The organism is Rothia sp. LK2588 (assembly GCF_040946465.1).
GTDB lineage: Bacteria > Actinomycetota > Actinomycetes > Actinomycetales > Micrococcaceae > Rothia.
In genome coordinates this window covers 536,373-552,852 of record NZ_JAYWLS010000001.1, presented here as the reverse complement: position 1 = coordinate 552,852, position 16,480 = coordinate 536,373, and the positions used below count along the sequence as shown (strand labels likewise).

Genomic DNA, 16,480 nt, shown 5'->3' with positions numbered 1-16,480 from the left:
AACCTTTACTTTTCGAAACGTTCTTTAAAGCGTGAGAAGAATCCGCCCTTTTCCGTGACGGTTTCGCTCACGTTCAGGTCTTCCTTGCGCATCCGTGCAAACTCACGCAGAAGCTCGTTCTCTTCTTTGGAAAGATCGGTGGGCGTACGGACTTCCACGGTGACTTTCAAGTCACCTCGGCCCTGGCCGCGCAGTCGAGTCACGCCCAGTCCCTGCAGTGTAATGATTTCACCCGATTGCAGACCCGGTCGCACATCAATCGACTGTTCACCGTCGAACGTATCTAGGGTGATAGAAGTGCCGAGTGCGGCAGCCACCATGGAGATACCGACGGTGGCATGAAGGTCGTCGCCCTCGCGGGAGAAAACGGGATGCCCCTGCACGCGAAGCTCGACGTAGAGGTCGCCGTTGGGGCCTCCAGCGACACCGGCCTCACCCTGGCCAGAGAGTCGGATGCGCGAACCGGAGTTGACACCGGCGGGGATCTTGATCGTGAGCGGCTTGCGTTCGCGAACACGGCCCTCGCCGTAGCACTCAGGGCAGGGAGTCTTAATAACAGTGCCGTAACCGTGACATGCCGAACACTCGACCTGCTGCATTACGGTGCCCAAGATGGATTGGACCTGTCGAGTCATGTAACCCTGGCCTCGGCACACCTGGCAGGTTTCCGGTTGAGTCCCCGGTGCGCACCCATCCCCATGGCACTTGTCGCAGGTAACCGCGGTATCCACGGTGATCGGCTTTTCGGCGCCAAATACCGCATCCTTGAGGTCAATGCGGACGTTGATGAGCGCGTCCTGCCCCTGCCGAGTACGCGAAGCAGGACCAGAGGGCTGCTGGTTGAAGAAGGCGTCGAAAATATCTCCGAATCCCCCGCCGAAACCACCAGGGAACCCGCCGCCGAAACCACCCTGAGTTTGGCCGTTTTCGTTACCCGTTTGATCGTAGATGCGACGTTTTTCTGGATCGGAGAGTACGTCATGGGCATGTGAAACCCGCTTGAACTCGTCCGCCGCCTCCGGGGAGGGATTGATATCCGGGTGAAGTTTGCGGGCTTTTTTACGATAAGCCTTCTTGATTTCTTCGGGGCTTGCGTCTCGAGACACACCGAGGGTTTCATAATGATCGCTCATGCTACTTCTTTCTCTGTCTGGTGAAAATCTTTCAGTGCACGTGAAATTTTAGGGCTCAGGGAGAAGTACCCAAAATCTTGGCTAGATACCGCGCTACCCCACGCACGGTAGATGTGGTCTGGAGATAGTCCATACGCGTAGGACCAAGGACGCCCAATTGCGAGCCATCCTCTAGGCCATAGACGCTGGTGATCACCGAGGTCTCTTGTAACGGCTTGACAGCGGTTTCTGTCCCGATCTTCACCGCAAAACCGCGGGCATCCTGAGACATCTCGTTCAAAAGCTGCAACATGGTGACCTGCTCCTCGAGAGCCTCCAGAATGGGTGCGACCGACTGTGAAAAGTCTGGCGTGGATTCTACGAGGTAAGAAGTGCCAGAGATTAACAGTTTCGAACTGGATTCCTGCCGCGCAAAGGACTGCAAAACAGAGATAACCGCGGGCGCACAATCGATTAATTGCCAATCGGCCGACTCTGTACTCAGTGAATTCACTGCATCGAGTTGATGGCCCGCAAGAGATGCAAGCAACAGTTTTTTGAGCAGTTGCACATCGTCTTCGGTGTATTGTTCGACGGTCGCGGTTTTTTGGATGACGCGGCCGGTGTCGCTAATCACCATCACCAATACCTGGTGATCCCCCACCGGCACCAGTTCAATATGGCGGATTGTCGTGACCGGATTCAAGGAATACTGCAGGACAGCAACCTGGTGGGTCAACTGCGAGAGCGCCCGGACCGTCTTCTGAAAAACTTCTTCGACGCTATCCGAACTGTCGAGCAGGGTGTGAATCGCGCGCTTCTGCGCTGGGGTGAGAGCTCTCGGCACAGTGATTTCATCGACAAAGTAGCGGTATCCCTTCTCAGTGGGAATACGTCCCGCACTCGCGTGCGGCGCTCGTATGAGCCCCTCTTCTTCGAGAAGCGCCATATCGTTGCGAACGGTAGCACTAGATACCTTCAAGTTATGACGCTCAATCAGCGCCTTGGAACCCACCGGCTCTCGGGAACGTACGAAATCTTCGACAATGGCCCGGAGCACCTGATGTTTGCGCGGCTGCGTCACGGCTCTCCTTTCGGGCGGGGCTACGAATTGATAGCTTCATCCTGGCACTTGTCTTCGTCAAGTGCTAATTCAACTCTAATACTTTAACGCCAACATCCTCAGGGCCGTACGCTTTGGGCTAAGGTGAAGTTGCCCCTGCCTGCGTCCTAAGAAGAAAGTATGCACGTGAACGACTACTATTCGTGGGGAGCTCAGGATCTCTCCAATTCCACGCGCGATAACCGGCCTGCCACCCCTCGTGAGGTGCCTGTTCAACGCGGAATGTTGCTCGAGGACGTCCAGAGTGGTTGGGTGGGTGTGGTGGTCTCCCTCGAAACCATCGGCGGGATGCGCGTCCTAGGACTCGAGGACGCGCGAGGAAAAGTTAAATCGTTCCCGCTCGGCCCGGGCTTCCTCCTCGAAGGAGAGCCCATCATCGTCACCGCACCGCGCGCCAAACCCCGCCTTCAGGCCCCCAGGATTTCACGATCTGGTTCTCGGGTCGTCGAACAATCTCCGGCCAGAATTGCTCAGGCCTCGCGGTTATGGGTCGAAGGTACCCACGACGCTGAACTCGTGGAAAAGGTTTGGGGTCACGATCTCAGGGTGGAGGGTATCGTCGTGGAACCTCTACACGGGGTCGACGATCTCGCTGCCGCCATTCGTGACTTCGGTCCCGCGCCTCACCGTAAGCTGGGCATTCTGGTAGATCACCTCATTGCGGGGACCAAGGAATCGAAGATCGTGCAGGAAGCCCGTGCGGTACCGGGTGCCGCCGAGAACGTACTCATCGTCGGGCATCCCTATGTGGACGTCTGGCAGGCGGTCAAGCCCGCAACGTTGGGTATGGCCTCCTGGCCTGTTATCCCTCGACACGAGGAGTGGAAGAAAGGAGTTCTCCGTACCTTTGGTTGGCCCCATGAAACCCAAGCAGACGTCGCAGCAGGATGGAAACGCATTCTCGAAAAAGTCGATAGCTACTCCGACCTTGAACCGGACATTCTCGGACCGGTGGAGCACCTCATCGACTTCATCACCGCCCCGTAGAGCCACTACCTGGTCGTGCCAGTGAACTCTGAGAAAACTATGCTGACGGGTGTGAGTGTCCTTGCACTAACGTAAGGGGGCGAGCACCTAGAATTAATGCTGACTTGTAAGGTGAGGCCGACTGGCCGACGCTCAATCTCTGTAGAATGGTGAAACTTTGAAATCTGCGATCGCACCGGATTCAACTTTTGAGGGAACCTCGGCAACCGCCAAAAAGCTGACAGTCCATGGAGACCGCAACATCGCTACACTCGCTCACTTCGGTGGCGTTATTGGGTGCATCCCCTCGGGCATTATTTACTACCTGTACCGTGGGCGCGGCCCATTCACCGAGCAGGAGTCACGTGAGGCATTGAATTTCACTCTCTTGCCCACAATCGTGATTGTACTGTTCATGCTGTTGACCAACGTTCCTGTGGTCGGTGGATTCTTTGGGCTCATTGCCGCTCTGATGTGGGCATTCCTGGCATTCATGTCTTTGGTTGCCGGCATCAAAGTTAACCGTGGTAACCCTTATCAGTACAAGTTTAATACCGCTCTCTTCGACCGGATGTCGAACCGCAAGTAAGAAGTACTTTAAATCTTGACCCCGCCGGGCAACCGGTGGGGTCAATATTTTTCTCAGATTTTTGGTTCACGGGGTGTTCAGATCGGGCACAAGCTCGCGAGTCACAGCGTCTCCGAGGAGGCGACCCTGTAGTGTCAGCTGTACCCGTTGCCGGTCCAAAGCTTGCTGGTCAATGAGACCCTGGCGCGAGAGCCACTTCAACTTCTCCTCTAGCACCTGCGGCGTATGCCAGGGCCGAAGATCCTCGAGCGTTATACCCTCTCTAATGCGAAGCAATAACATGATCCGTTCAAAAGCCTGGGTGGATTCCGATAAAACTTCTCGAGCTGCAGCAGGCGATTCTCCAGCGCGTACCCGATTCGCGTAAGCCAAAGGATGTTTGACGTTCCACCATCGGGTCCCCGCGATGTGCGAATGGGCTCCCGGGCCGATCCCCCACCAATCGTCATTATTCCAATAGGCCAAGTTATGGGTACTCCGTGTACCCGAGTGCGTTGAAAAGTTAGACACCTCGTACCAGTGATACCCAGCTTCACCGAGGATCCGATCAGCAGCCAGATACATGTCAGCCATGAGATCGTCGTCGGGCATTTCATACTTGCCGCGGCGAATCTCAGCCCACAATTTCGTGCCTTCCTCCACGATCAGGGAGTAGGCGGAGATGTGGTCGGGGCGGTACGAAACTGCGGCCTGCAACGATTGCTCCCACTGTTGCAAGGTCTCCCCGGGAGTGCCATAGATGAGGTCCACAGAGACCTGCAGCCCAGCGTCTTTGGCCCAGTTAACAGCCTTAGGAACGTTGGCAGGTGTATGGGTACGGTCGAGAACCTCCAGTGTCTGCGGTACGACGGATTGCATACCAAACGAAACCCGGTTAAACCCGCCCTCGGCCAACACTCTGAGGTCTTCTGCGGTCACCGAATCGGGATTGGCCTCAGTCGTTACCTCAGCGCCCTCCTGAATGTTATAGAGTTCGCGGGCCCGATTGAGGATCGATACCAGGTGATCGGCAGGCAACTTGGTCGGTGTACCCCCACCGAAGAAGACGGTGCGAAACGGGCGCGGGGCGATACCCGAGGCGCGCTGGACCTGCACCGAGAATTCCAGCTCGGCGATGGCGTCCTGTGCGTAAGACGCTAGCCCCACCCCGTTTCCGAAATCTTCGGTGGCGTAGGTGTTGAAGTCGCAGTACCCGCACCGTACCGAACAAAAGGGAACGTGCACGTAGAGGCTGAGCGAACGGTTAACCGCCTTGACGGCAGATTCCTGTGGAATGCTGCCGTCAAGCGGGGCCGGGGATCCCAGCGGCTGGGCGGGGGTCACTTCTTTGCCTTGTCCTTAGCTTCTTCCCCCGAAGATAGCGCGGCGATGAAGGCCTCCTGCGGCACCTCAACACGGCCGACCATCTTCATGCGCTTCTTGCCTTCCTTCTGCTTTTCAAGCAACTTGCGCTTACGCGAAATATCGCCGCCGTAGCACTTGGAAAGAACGTCTTTTCGAATCGCGCGGATGTTCTCACGGGCAATGACGCGCGAACCGATAGCAGCCTGAATAGGCACCTCGAACTGCTGACGGGGAATCAGCTCCCGCAACTTACCGGTCATCATCACACCGTAAGAATAGGCTTTATCGCGATGGGTAATGGCGGAGAAAGCGTCGACCTTTTCACCCTGGAGCAAAATATCGACCTTGACCAGATCCGCCTCTTCCTCCCCGTCAAACTTCCAGTCCAGCGAAGCGTAACCACGGGTACGCGATTTGAGCTGATCGAAGAAGTCGAAGACGATTTCAGCCAGCGGGAGACGATAACGCAACTCAACACGATCCTGTGAGAGGTAATCCATGCCGCCCATTTGACCGCGGCGTTGCTGGCAGAGCTCCATGATCGCACCGATGAACTCGCTGGGGGCGATGATGGTGCAGGCGACCATAGGTTCACGGATCGTTGCGACCTTACCGTCGGGGAATTCGCTGGGGTTCGTGACTCGTCGCGACTCACCGGTCTCATCGACAACATCGTAAATAACGTTCGGCGCAGTCGAAATGAGGTCAAGATTAAATTCTCGCTCCAGGCGCTCGCGCACGATTTCGAGATGCAGCAGGCCGAGAAACCCGCAACGGAAACCGAATCCCAACGCGGCCGAGGTTTCCGGCTCGTAGATGAGGGCGGCGTCGTTGAGTTTCAGCTTGTCGAGGGCGTCTCGTAGCACCGGATAATCGGAGCCATCGATGGGGAACAACCCGGAGAAGACCATGGGTTTCGGATCCTCATATCCACCCAAGGACTGTTCGGCGGGCTTCGTTGCGCTGGTGACGGTATCACCCACGCGCGATTGACGGACGTCCTTCACACCGGTGATGAGGTAACCCACCTCTCCGACGCCCAGGCCCTTGGTAGGGATGGGTTCGGGCGAGATAACACCGATCTCGAGCAATTCGTGCTCGGCACCGGTAGACATCATCTTGATCTTTTGCCGCGGTTCCAGCTTTCCGTCGACTACGCGCACATAGGTCACCACACCACGGTAGGAGTCGTACACGGAGTCAAAAATCATGGCTCGAGCAGGAGCGGCCTGCTCCCCCGTCGGTGCGGGGATGAGCTCAACGATTCGGTCGAGCAGCTCTTCAACGCCCTCACCCGTTTTGCCGGAGACGCGAAGTACATCTTCAGGTTCCACCCCAATGAGATGCGCCAGTTCTTCCGCATATTTGTCCGGCATGGCCGCAGGGAGGTCAATCTTGTTCAAGACCGGGATGATCGTTAAATCGTTTTCCATAGCGAGGTAGAGGTTCGCCAGCGTTTGCGCTTCAATGCCCTGGGCCGCGTCCACCAACAACAATGCACCCTCGCAGGCGGCCAACGACCGGGAAACCTCGTAGGTGAAATCGACGTGACCAGGGGTGTCGATCATATTTAGGGCGTAGGATTTGCCGTTGACTTCCCAGGGCATCCGGACGGCCTGCGATTTGATGGTAATGCCACGCTCGCGTTCGATATCCATGCGATCCAGGTACTGGGCCTTCATCTCGCGCGGAGTCACCACCCCAGTCGCCTGAAGCATGCGATCGGCCAGGGTGGATTTACCGTGATCAATATGTGCAATGATGCAGAAATTACGCAGAATCTCTGGGTCGGTTGCCGCAGGTGTCGGTGCCTGAGAAGCAATGGGTGCCACTGATGCTGGTCCTTTCGGTCGCGCTCGGCGCGAAAACGGTATAGATCGATTAACTAGTTTCCCATGTTTTTACTCGTTGGCGTTATTCGTTCGCTCCAATTCACAGGATTGTTCCGCGTATCCGCCTTAAATGTGAGGTGAGACCCGACAACACCGGTACCTTGAGAACCATGAAGTTTAATCTGGGTACTCTCCGTCGTGTGCTGAATTTTGCACAACAAGCCTATTCGCAGTATCAAAAGCTCCAACCTCGTCGTACTGAACCTACCGCAACGCAGCGTTCTGACCGTCGCACAACAACCCCCGTAGGTTCGTCGTCGAGCTTTTATCCGGGCGATTACACCGGCCAATTCGCGTTTGAGTACTCCCCTATTCGCAACGGGCAGGCGGAACCCGGGGAAGTCGTATGGACGTGGGTGCCATTCGAAGAAGACTATTCCCAAGGTAAGGACCGCCCGGTTCTCATCGTGGGTGAAGACGGCCCGTATCTTTTAGGGCTTATGCTCACCAGCAAAGACCGGAATAATCGCTTCGAGCATGATCCCCATTATGTAGACATCGGTAGCGGATCGTGGGATCGCCAGGGTCGCCCCTCGGAGGTAAAACTCAATCGGGTGATCCGTGTAGACCCAACCCAGATGCGCCGTGAAGGCTCGCCTCTTGATCGGCGAACTTTCGAATCCGTCAAGGCTGCTTTCCTGCGTCAAAGCCGTTGATTGTAAGACATCTCTCTACTGACTATTGGGTTAACTTCTGATAGAATTCCTAGCTGTGTGTCCGATGGTCATCGGGCACTGCTGACTGGTTGCCATAGGCATCCCCACGCCGCTCAGTCGATGACCGGTCAGCGTAGCCCTCACCGACCAATTAGACAAAAAGAAAGTTTTATACCGTGGCTAATATCAAGTCCCAGAAGAAGCGCATTCTCACCAACGAGAAGGCTCGCCTGCGTAACAACACCTACAAGTCTGAGCTGAAGACTGCTATCCGCAAGGTTCATCAGGCTGTTACCTCGCAGGACAAGGACGCCGCAACCGAGGCTCTGCGCTTCGCAAGCCGCAAGCTGGACAAGGCAGTTTCGAAGGGTGTTCTGCACAAAAAGAACGCTGCAAACAAGAAGTCTGGTCTGGCTGCGCTGGTCAACAAGCTTTCCTAATTTTCCTGCCGACTCTCACGGCAGTTGTCTTTTAGCGAAGTGACACGGAGGCTCCGAGATTATCTCGGAGCCTCCGTTGATTTAATAGATAGATATTGGCGAGCGCTCAGTTGCTCTACCGGCGCCCTGCGGGGGCAGCGATAGCCAAGATGGCTTTTTCTACTGCGTAACCGGGGCTTGTGGCCTCCCCTTTGAGCTGAGCATCTGCTTCAGCCAGCGCCCTGAGGATCGATGCCAGGTCGTCTTCTGAGTACCGCCTGGAATCGCGTTGGGCTTGTTCTACCTGCCACGGTGCCAGTTTGAGGTTTGAAGCTAGAGATGCGGCGGACCCGCCGGTCTTGTGGACTCGGGCGATATTGCGCATTCGGGCGGCCAATGCTCCGACCAGTGGTATGGGTTCCACTCCTGTTTCTAGTGCGTGTCGAAATAGTCTGAGGGCCTCGCGGCTGTTTCCGCTGACTGCGGCGTCTGAGACTTTGAAAGCGGTTGCTTCGGTTCGGCCGCCGTAGTACTTATCGACGATCTCGATGGTAATGACTTCGGGACCGTCTTCGACGAGTTGTTGGGCGGCTGAGGCGAGTTCGGCGGTGTCGTTGCCGGCGGCGTTGATGAGCACTTGTGCGGCTCGGGGGTCGATTTTCTTTCCGTGTTCACGGATTTCCCATTGGACGAATTCGAGCTTTTCGTGGTCTCGCTTCAGTTCCTTGCATTCGATGAAGTTGAAGGTTCGGCTTGAACGGAAGATATCTAGTAGTTTCTTTCCGCGGTTGCCACCGTTATGGTGCAGAATCAAGAGAATGTCGCTCTGCGGTTCTTTGAGGTAGGCCATGACGTCGTGCAGAAATGGCTCACTCATTGAGGCTAATCCGGTCGCTTGTATGACTTTGGCTGTGTTGAAGAGTGAGGGGCTGGTGTGCATGGTCAATTCACCGGCGCGATAGTCTTTTGCGTTGATGGAGATGACTTCTGATTCCTCGTGCAGATTGTCGAAGAGTTTTTTGAGGTTGAGGTTCGCACGTTGTACGAAGTACTCGTTGGGACCGTAGAGTAGTGTGGCTGGTGCTAATTTGATCTGCCGCCATGAGGTTTGGTCTACTGAGCCTTTTGCGGTGCGCGCCACGATATCTCCCAAGAAATGAAATTGAACCTTCTCTCTATTTTGTCATGAGTTTGATCATGGGTGTTTTTGGGTGTGGGTGAGTAGGCCAGTGGGGGTTCGTTGAAAGGCTATGTGTCCGCTGTCAGCGGTATTGAGTAGCGGTATATTTAGCTTCCGGAGTTCTTGTACGGCTACTTGATGTGGATGTCCATAGCTGTTGTTTTTGCCTGTCGAGGCGACTGTAATATCGGGTGATACTTTTTCCAGGTATGTGGTTCCGGAGGTCTTCGATCCGTGGTGGGCCAAGGCGAGAATATCCACTGGGGTGTCATCGTTCCAGGGGGTTTGATCGAGCGCGGGGCTTTCCGCATCCCCCGGCAGGAGGGCAGTTAGTGGAGTGGTAGCGGTTCCGGGGGCGTGCCACGGTTTTACTTCGACGTGCAAGATGAGTGAAGAGTTGTTTGTGCTCAGTCTGTGGACATTCGTAGTATGTGGCCAAAGCACCTGTAGTTCTGCATTTCCTACTGTAATCTGTTGGCCCGTAGATACCGGTTGGCAGCTGCTAGCCATCGCGGGTGAGCACAGCACTTGTCCAGATTTTGTGTCTAGGAATTGACGGGCGTGTTCGAGATTTCCGATATGATCGGCGTGCTCGTGTGAGAGCAGTATGGCGCTCAGCCGGCGGACTCTTGCCCAGCGTAGGCATTCATCGAGGTCCCCCTGTTCCGGGCCGGTATCTACCAAGACTGCCGAATCATTGGTACTACGCACTAGCGTCGCGCTCCCCTGCCCCACATCGCAGGTGATGATTTGCCATCCGTCTGGTGCGCTCTCATGGTGGGATCGCGACCACCATAAATAGCACCAGAGGATTAGCAATGCGGTCGTCAACCAGGTGATGGGTCTGCGCGATTTTCCACGTTGGATGGTGGCTTTCATCAGTGTTGCTCCCTCTTGAGTGAAGATTTTTGGTGAGCCGTGGTGCGCGGGGTTCGTTGCTGGGGGTGACGTCCGTATCGAAGGTGGTCGGCAAGTAATACTGTGAAGCTGGATATGACCACGAAAGCCACCAATATAATCAGGGTGTGGGGTGGACTGACGTCTACCCGCGCACCTGGGGCATGGGCGCATATATCTGCAATCGCGAGGAGCGCTCCGGTAAGGATTTCAAGAGCGGTGAGCAGGGGCTCTGTGAGTGATTCGGTGACGATATTGTGTAGGAGCAATAACGTCATTGACAGCAGGGTGATGGGTGCGACGAGAGGTGTCGCCAGCACGTTAGCAACTACGGTGTAGAGACCTAGCTCGGCATTGAGGAGACCGATGACGGGGGCGCACCACAGTGACGCGGATAGGGATAGAGAGACTGGTTGAGCTAGGGGCATCGGCAGGTTGGATCCGATGATCCTGCACATCGGTGGTGCGAGAATCACGATGCTTGCGGTAGCTAGTGCGGATAGAACAAAGCCGAAGTCAAGGCTGAGGTGCGGGTGGGTCAGCAACAGGGCTGTGACGGCTGTTCCCCACAGCGGTATGGATTGCCGACTGTGACCGAGCACTACAGCCAAACTTCCGATTATTCCCATGGTCCAAGCTCGGATCACGGATCCTTCCCAGCCCACAAACGTGGCGTATAGAAGGGTCACCAGCGTCCCTATCGCAATATTGAGGGTCCGTGGTCGACCTGCAAAGTACGAAGCCCAGTACCCCACGAGGAAAACTAGGGTGATGTTTGCCCCGCTCACCGCCGTGAGATGGGTTAGTCCTGCGGTCTTGAATTCTTCCCGCGTTGTCTGTTCCATTAGATGGTCATCGCCATATACCATCCCCAACATCAGGGCAGCGTTGTCTGGTTGGGTTCGATCAGCTAATGCATGCGCATTTGCATTCTTGAGGTGATGGTCAAGCCCTGGTTGATCGCGTGGGGGTGAAACCATCCGTGCATTATTGAGGGTAATGCGGTGTCCGTCGATTTTTATAGTGCCGCGCAGATCGAGCGAGCCGCCTGTCTTGGGGGTGTGATCTATGAACGCAGTCACCTGGGTACGACCCGGGATTTCCTGTTGGCGGTAGGTGATCGTTTCGGTGTGAACCTGAATCAAAGTGCGTTCTGAATCTAGCGGTTTAACGCGCGTGGTGGTTCCCGAGACTGTGACAACCCGTCCATCTAGGTTGGCGAATAACCGAGCGCCCTCTGTGATTCCGGAAGCTTGAAGATGCGTTAAGCCCAAAGCCAGGGTGAGGGCGGCAATGGCCACGAGCGGTACAACCCCGGAAGAATGGGACGTGAGGAAGTAACCAAGGATACACAGCCCCAAAGCTATGAAGACTGCCCACCACAGTTTAGAAAGGACGGAGGGGTGGCAGAGGCTACCCAAAGCCAGGGCTGTCCCGACCCAAAGAACTGCAGCCACTATGCACATCCTGAAATCGAGGTGTAGAGGTGACTGCAGGTGGTGGTCACGGCGCTGGCGATCTGAAGCCCACAAGTTTTCATAAAGCGTCGCGACCCGCGGCACCCATTGTTGACTCAACCTCACGAGAACGCCACCAGGGGCTCCAATGAGCTCATCATCGCCTCCCCGATCCCAGGAACATCGTCGAGATCCTCGAGGGATGTGAATGGACCGTTCTTCGTACGGTGGTCAATGATTTTCTGCGCCAACTTTGGTCCTACCCGCGGTAACTGTTGCAATTGTTCAGAGCTTGCGGTGTTGATGTTGACTGTTGCCGATTCCGTGGGACTGGAGGATTGGGCCACTCCAGCGGGTTCTGTAGCGGATGAGGCAGAGTCGGAAAGCGCTTGCTCTCCTTGTGCCGGGATATAGATCTGACTGCCATCGACAATGCCCGAGGCAAGGTTGATCTTATTCAGGTCGGCACTGCGCGCGGCTCCCCCGGCTTTCTCGATCGCCTGGGAAACTCGGGCATCGGAGGGCAACTGGTAAACCCCTGGTTTTACGACCGAGCCGGCAACATGTACCCACACCTCTTTCTTGTCTATGGCAGAGGTGGCTGATGCTTGTCGAGATGGAGCCTGTTCAGCACTGCGATTCTGGGGCGAAGTAGATTCTTCAGCGTGACGATCAGGTTCAGTTACCACCGGTGTGGCTGGGTTGCCGGTTGCGTCTACTTCAGTGATGGGTGCGGAACGAGGGTTGAGGAGCATCCAGCCGATGGAAAGCAGCAATAGTGCAGAGAGGACCCCCATGAGTTTGGTGGGCATTTTCCATCGATAGGTGCGGTGTTCGCTGATCTTCTCCGCGGGGTCATCGAGGGGTTGGCCGGCAGCTCTGAGTTGATGCGTGGACCTTTCGAACTCAGAATCACCCGACGGATGAGATGACACTTGGGTGTCGATGGGCTCGGTGATTGCTTCATCATCGAGCTGAGGAACAAGTACGGTTGCCGAGATGTCGCGGCGCCTACGCCGTAGCGCTTGCAAGGCAGGATCAATGCTTTCTTTCTCAAAAGATACGTGCATGTCCTTAAGCTAGATTGAAAAATCACCCAGCTTCTCTGAGGTTCTCTTATCTGTGGATAACCTCGCACATTTTAGACGGCGATCGAATCAGTCGGTGCACACCTTTCTCACGTATGCGTCCACGCCGTCCAAATTGCTCATCAATAAATCACACACGCTAAAGAACCCACCCCCGTATGAGCGGAGAGAACCGCAGGCAGAGGAGAGATGACGGTACCGACAGTGGAGCTCTGCGGCAGTTGCTCTTTCAGACGTGAGGCGTCTGAGGCATCCCCACAATACTGAATCGACACGATGTCACCTCGCGGGCGCGGGGTCAAAGCGTGGTCCATATCAACAGATCCTGCACGTCTGCGTTGAGACTCTTGAGTGGTCAGCGATGTCAGCATTTCCAGCGCTCGTTGAGTAGTGCGAGGTCTTTCCACGTAGGTCAACCTACCCTCGATGACGGTGGCCACGGGCCGGATCTGCATCAGTTGTCCCACGCGAGCTATTCCCGGGTGGATGCGCCCCGAACGACGAAGCGGTTCGAGGGAGGCTACTGTAAAAAGAATTTCCGTGTTGACGCAGATTTCAAGGACGCTGGCCGCGATTTTTTCTGCGCTTTCCCCTTGGCTGGCCATAGCACAAGCCTTAACGACGCTGTGCCCATAGGCCATTGCTACAGTTCGCGAGTCTACGACGAACACCGGGATATCGAGATCACGTGCAGCCGTGCGTGCGGCATTGATTGTACCCGAGAGTTCTGCTGCAAGGTGTATGGAGACAATCGCCTGAAACCCCTGATCTTGCAATCGGCGGTACGTCAATTCAAACGCTCCCGGACTTGGACTCGACGTACGAATCGTCTCTCCCATGGCGTGCGCAAGGATCAGGGCTTGCTCAGGTGGCTGCTCCAGATGGTGCTGGGATAGATCACGATCATCTACCATGACGGGCATCTCTACGACCGCAAAACCCCCGAGGTTTTCCAAACGTGCTTGCTCTGCCGCTGAAATACCAGCCCCGGTATCGGTAACAATCGCAACGCGTGTCATCCGTATGTACCTCGCCTCTCATGAGCGAACGGCCGGCATTGCAAGAAATTCTCACAGATACCGGCCGTTCAGCTGTGACGCCTACTAGATCACAATGTTGACCAGTTTCGGAGCCCGGACGATCACCTTGCGGATTTCCGAGCCCCCCAGGGACTTCTGCACAGCGTCCGAAGCCAGAGCCAGCTTCTGCAACTCCTCTTCAGAGATGTCCTTGGGAACTTCCAGACGATCCTTCAGTTTGCCCTTGACCTGAACAATGGCGGTAACGGTGTCATCGACCAACTGCTTGGGGTCTACCTCGGGCCAACCTGCAGTCAGCACCGGAGTGTCGTGGCCCAGCATATGCCACATGTCCTCGGCGGTGTATGGCGCAAAGAGCGAAAGCAGAATGGCGATGGCCTCTGCGGCTTCACGTACAGCGGGGTCTTGGGAACCGGCACCCGAGTCAATGGTTTTACGCGTAGCATTGACCAGCTCCATGGTCTTAGCCACCATTACATTGAACTTCCCGGCCTCGACTAGTTCAGCCGTCTCGTGCATTGTACGGTGCACCAGCTGATGTAGCTTTGCATCACCTGAGGTGAACTCCACCCCTGGTTGCGAGGTAACGTCCTGAGCTACACGCCAAGCGCGAGCCAAGAACTTCTGGGCGCCACCAGGTGAAACGTCTGCCCAGTCCACGTCGTCCTCCGGCGGAGAGGCGAACACCATCGTCGTGCGAACGGCATCCACGCCGAAAGCGTTGAGCTGTTCGCCGAGGTCTACGCCGTTACCCAGCGACTTCGACATCGCCTTTCCCTGGTTCAACACTTGGCCCTGATTAGTCAATGCCTTGAAGGGTTCGTCGTGTTCGATCAGGCCCAAGTCCCGGACGACCTTGGTGAAGAACCGCGCGTATAGCAAGTGCAGGATTGCGTGCTCTACACCGCCGACGTACATATCGACCGCGCCCCACTGCTTCATCGCTTCCGGGTCAAAAGGAGCCTGGTCAGCATGGGGAGAAACATAGCGCAAGAAATACCACGAGGAATCCACGAAGGTATCCATGGTGTCGGAATCGCGGTGGGCAGTCTTACCACACTGTGGGCACTCGACGGTGTTCCAAGAGGACGCCGCAGCCAGCGGAGATTGCCCCTTAGGAGCGAGATCTTCGCCCTTCAGGTCATCTGGAAGTTGCACCGGCAACTGGTCCTCAGGCACCAAAACCTCGCCGCAATCGTCACAGTGGATCACCGGGATGGGAGTACCCCAGAAGCGCTGACGCGAGAGCAACCAGTCGCGCAAACGATAGATCGTCTTGCCCTGGCCGGTGCCGGCTTTTTCAATGATCTCGATCGCTTTGGCGATACCCGAGGTTTTATCCAAACCGGTGAGCTCACCGGAATTGATCAGCTTGCCGTCACCGGATGTTGCCACTCCGGTCTCGGCGGGGTCGTCCTCACCGGTATCGACAACGGTCACTACGGGGATGTCGAAAGTCCGAGCAAAGTCGAGGTCGCGTTGATCGTGAGCCGGCACCGCCATAATGGCGCCCGTGCCGTAGTCAGCGAGAACGTATTCCGAGGCCCAGATAGGAAGCTTTTCACCGGTCAGCGGATTGACGGCGTAACGACCGGTAAAGATACCCGTCTTCTCCCGTTCTGAGGATTGCCGCTCGATATCTGACAGAGCCTTGATCTGCTCACGGTATGCGTCGAGAGCCTCTGCATGGTCTTCGGCTACGATGTCCACCGCAAGTTGCGAATCCGCCGCTACAACGAAGAAAGTAGCACCGTAGAGGGTATCCGGCCGGGTGGTGAAGACCGTGATGTCTGTGGCCTCTTTTCCTCCACCGGCGGTCACCTCGAAACGCACCTCGGCGCCCTCGGAGCGACCGATCCAGTTCTTCTGCATGGCCAACACGCGCTCGGGCCACGTGCCCTCGAGCTGCTTCATGTCGTCCAAGAGTTCTTGAGCGTAATCCGTGATCTTGAAGTACCACTGGTTGAGCGACTTCTTGGTCACCTGCGAATGGCAGCGCTCGCATTCACCGTTAATGACCTGTTCGTTGGCCAACACTGTCTGGTCTTTAGGGCACCAGTTCACCTGGGAGTACTTACGGTAGGCCAGTCCCTTCTTATAGAACTGCTGGAACAGCCACTGGGTCCAGCGATAGTACTCGGGGTCTGAGGTGTGCAAGCGACGTGACCAGTCGACCATAATCCCATAGCGCTTGAACGAGTTGGCCTGGGTCTCGATGTTCTTGTAGGTCCAGTCCTTGGGATGCGTATTATTCTTGATCGCTGCGTTTTCGGCGGGTAGGCCGAAGGAGTCCCAGCCGATCGGGTGCAGAACGTCGAAACCGCGTTGTTTCCAGAAACGGGCTACGACGTCACCAATAGCGAATGCTTCGGCGTGACCCATGTGCAGGTCACCTGAGGGATAGGGAAACATATCGAGCACATAGCGGCGCTCTTTACCGGCTTCACCGGTGGGCTCGAAAACTTTAGTTTCTTCCCAATAGGGCTGCCACTTCGCCTCGATTTTTGCGAAATCGTAGGATTTCTCATTCGACGCGGTGGATTCGACCTCAGCTGACACGATGATGCTTCCTTCGGATGATGTCTGTCGATGTACTTCGCTCGCCTTCCCGGAGTACGGGATATAGGTAGCCACAATGACCTTTAGTGTATCGCGAATTGAGTGGGCCCGTGCTCACCGGAAAAGTTGCACGTACCATAGAGAGTTATGGAGTGGAT

Annotated in this window: 14 protein-coding genes; 4 read left to right on the top strand and 10 right to left on the bottom strand. The window is 55.9% G+C overall.

Annotated features, from left to right (window positions below; all coding sequences use genetic code 11):
- Positions 1-5: 5 nt before the first annotated feature.
- The gene (gene dnaJ / locus VVR12_RS02610) at positions 6-1,133 is read right to left on the bottom strand and encodes a molecular chaperone DnaJ (protein ID WP_368549549.1); all 1,128 of its coding nucleotides are present in this window, start codon (positions 1,131-1,133) and stop codon (positions 6-8) included.
- A gap of 55 nt (positions 1,134-1,188) precedes the next feature.
- Positions 1,189-2,196, bottom strand: a complete 1,008-nt coding sequence (gene hrcA / locus VVR12_RS02605) for a heat-inducible transcriptional repressor HrcA (protein WP_368549548.1) — start codon at positions 2,194-2,196, stop codon at positions 1,189-1,191.
- Between the two features lie 159 nt (positions 2,197-2,355).
- Here hrcA and VVR12_RS02600 point away from each other — a divergent pair, with 159 nt between their 5' ends.
- On the top strand, positions 2,356-3,222 hold the full coding sequence (locus tag VVR12_RS02600; RefSeq protein WP_368549547.1) for a DUF3097 family protein: 867 nt from the start codon (positions 2,356-2,358) through the stop codon (positions 3,220-3,222).
- 157 nt (positions 3,223-3,379) lie between these two features.
- Positions 3,380-3,790 carry a DUF4870 domain-containing protein gene (locus VVR12_RS02595; protein WP_368549546.1) on the top strand — a complete coding sequence of 137 codons (411 nt, stop codon included), beginning with the start codon at positions 3,380-3,382 and terminating at the stop codon, positions 3,788-3,790.
- 66 nt (positions 3,791-3,856) lie between these two features.
- Here VVR12_RS02595 and hemW read toward each other — a convergent pair whose 3' ends face one another.
- A complete protein-coding gene (hemW, locus tag VVR12_RS02590; protein ID WP_368549545.1) occupies positions 3,857-5,113 on the bottom strand; it encodes a radical SAM family heme chaperone HemW in 1,257 nt (418 codons plus the stop codon).
- The gene (gene lepA, locus VVR12_RS02585) at positions 5,110-6,966 is read right to left on the bottom strand and encodes a translation elongation factor 4 (protein WP_368549544.1); all 1,857 of its coding nucleotides are present in this window, start codon (positions 6,964-6,966) and stop codon (positions 5,110-5,112) included. Before lepA ends, hemW begins: the two co-directional genes overlap by 4 nt.
- Positions 6,967-7,136: 170 nt before the next feature.
- On the opposite strand from lepA, the gene VVR12_RS02580 reads away from it, so the two are divergent.
- Both VVR12_RS02580 and rpsT read left to right on the top strand, forming a co-directional pair.
- On the top strand, positions 7,137-7,682 hold the full coding sequence (locus tag VVR12_RS02580) for a type II toxin-antitoxin system PemK/MazF family toxin (protein WP_368549543.1): 546 nt from the start codon (positions 7,137-7,139) through the stop codon (positions 7,680-7,682).
- A gap of 176 nt (positions 7,683-7,858) precedes the next feature.
- Positions 7,859-8,122 carry a 30S ribosomal protein S20 gene (gene rpsT, locus VVR12_RS02575; protein WP_368549542.1) on the top strand — a complete coding sequence of 88 codons (264 nt, stop codon included), beginning with the start codon at positions 7,859-7,861 and terminating at the stop codon, positions 8,120-8,122.
- 115 nt (positions 8,123-8,237) lie between these two features.
- Here rpsT and holA read toward each other — a convergent pair whose 3' ends face one another.
- From holA to leuS, 6 genes are all read right to left on the bottom strand, one after another.
- Entirely contained in the window at positions 8,238-9,242 is a 1,005-nt protein-coding gene (holA, locus tag VVR12_RS02570; protein WP_368549541.1) for a DNA polymerase III subunit delta, read from the bottom strand.
- Positions 9,243-9,296: 54 nt separating this feature from the next.
- Positions 9,297-10,160 (bottom strand): ComEC/Rec2 family competence protein, encoded by an 864-nt coding sequence (locus VVR12_RS02565; protein ID WP_368549540.1) that lies wholly within the window; start codon positions 10,158-10,160, stop codon positions 9,297-9,299.
- Positions 10,160-11,635: a ComEC/Rec2 family competence protein gene (locus VVR12_RS02560; RefSeq protein WP_368549539.1), complete on the bottom strand. Its 1,476-nt coding sequence runs from the start codon at positions 11,633-11,635 to the stop codon at positions 10,160-10,162. The genes VVR12_RS02565 and VVR12_RS02560 overlap by 1 nt, the downstream gene beginning before the upstream one ends.
- 122 nt (positions 11,636-11,757) lie before the next feature.
- The gene (locus tag VVR12_RS02555) at positions 11,758-12,705 is read right to left on the bottom strand and encodes a helix-hairpin-helix domain-containing protein (RefSeq protein WP_368549538.1); all 948 of its coding nucleotides are present in this window, start codon (positions 12,703-12,705) and stop codon (positions 11,758-11,760) included.
- A 140-nt stretch (positions 12,706-12,845) separates the two neighbouring features.
- Positions 12,846-13,742: a DegV family protein gene (locus tag VVR12_RS02550; protein ID WP_368549537.1), complete on the bottom strand. Its 897-nt coding sequence runs from the start codon at positions 13,740-13,742 to the stop codon at positions 12,846-12,848.
- A gap of 84 nt (positions 13,743-13,826) precedes the next feature.
- Complete coding sequence (gene leuS, locus VVR12_RS02545) at positions 13,827-16,328, bottom strand: leucine--tRNA ligase (RefSeq protein WP_409349877.1); 2,502 nt, start codon at positions 16,326-16,328, stop codon at positions 13,827-13,829.
- Positions 16,329-16,480 lie beyond the last annotated feature (152 nt).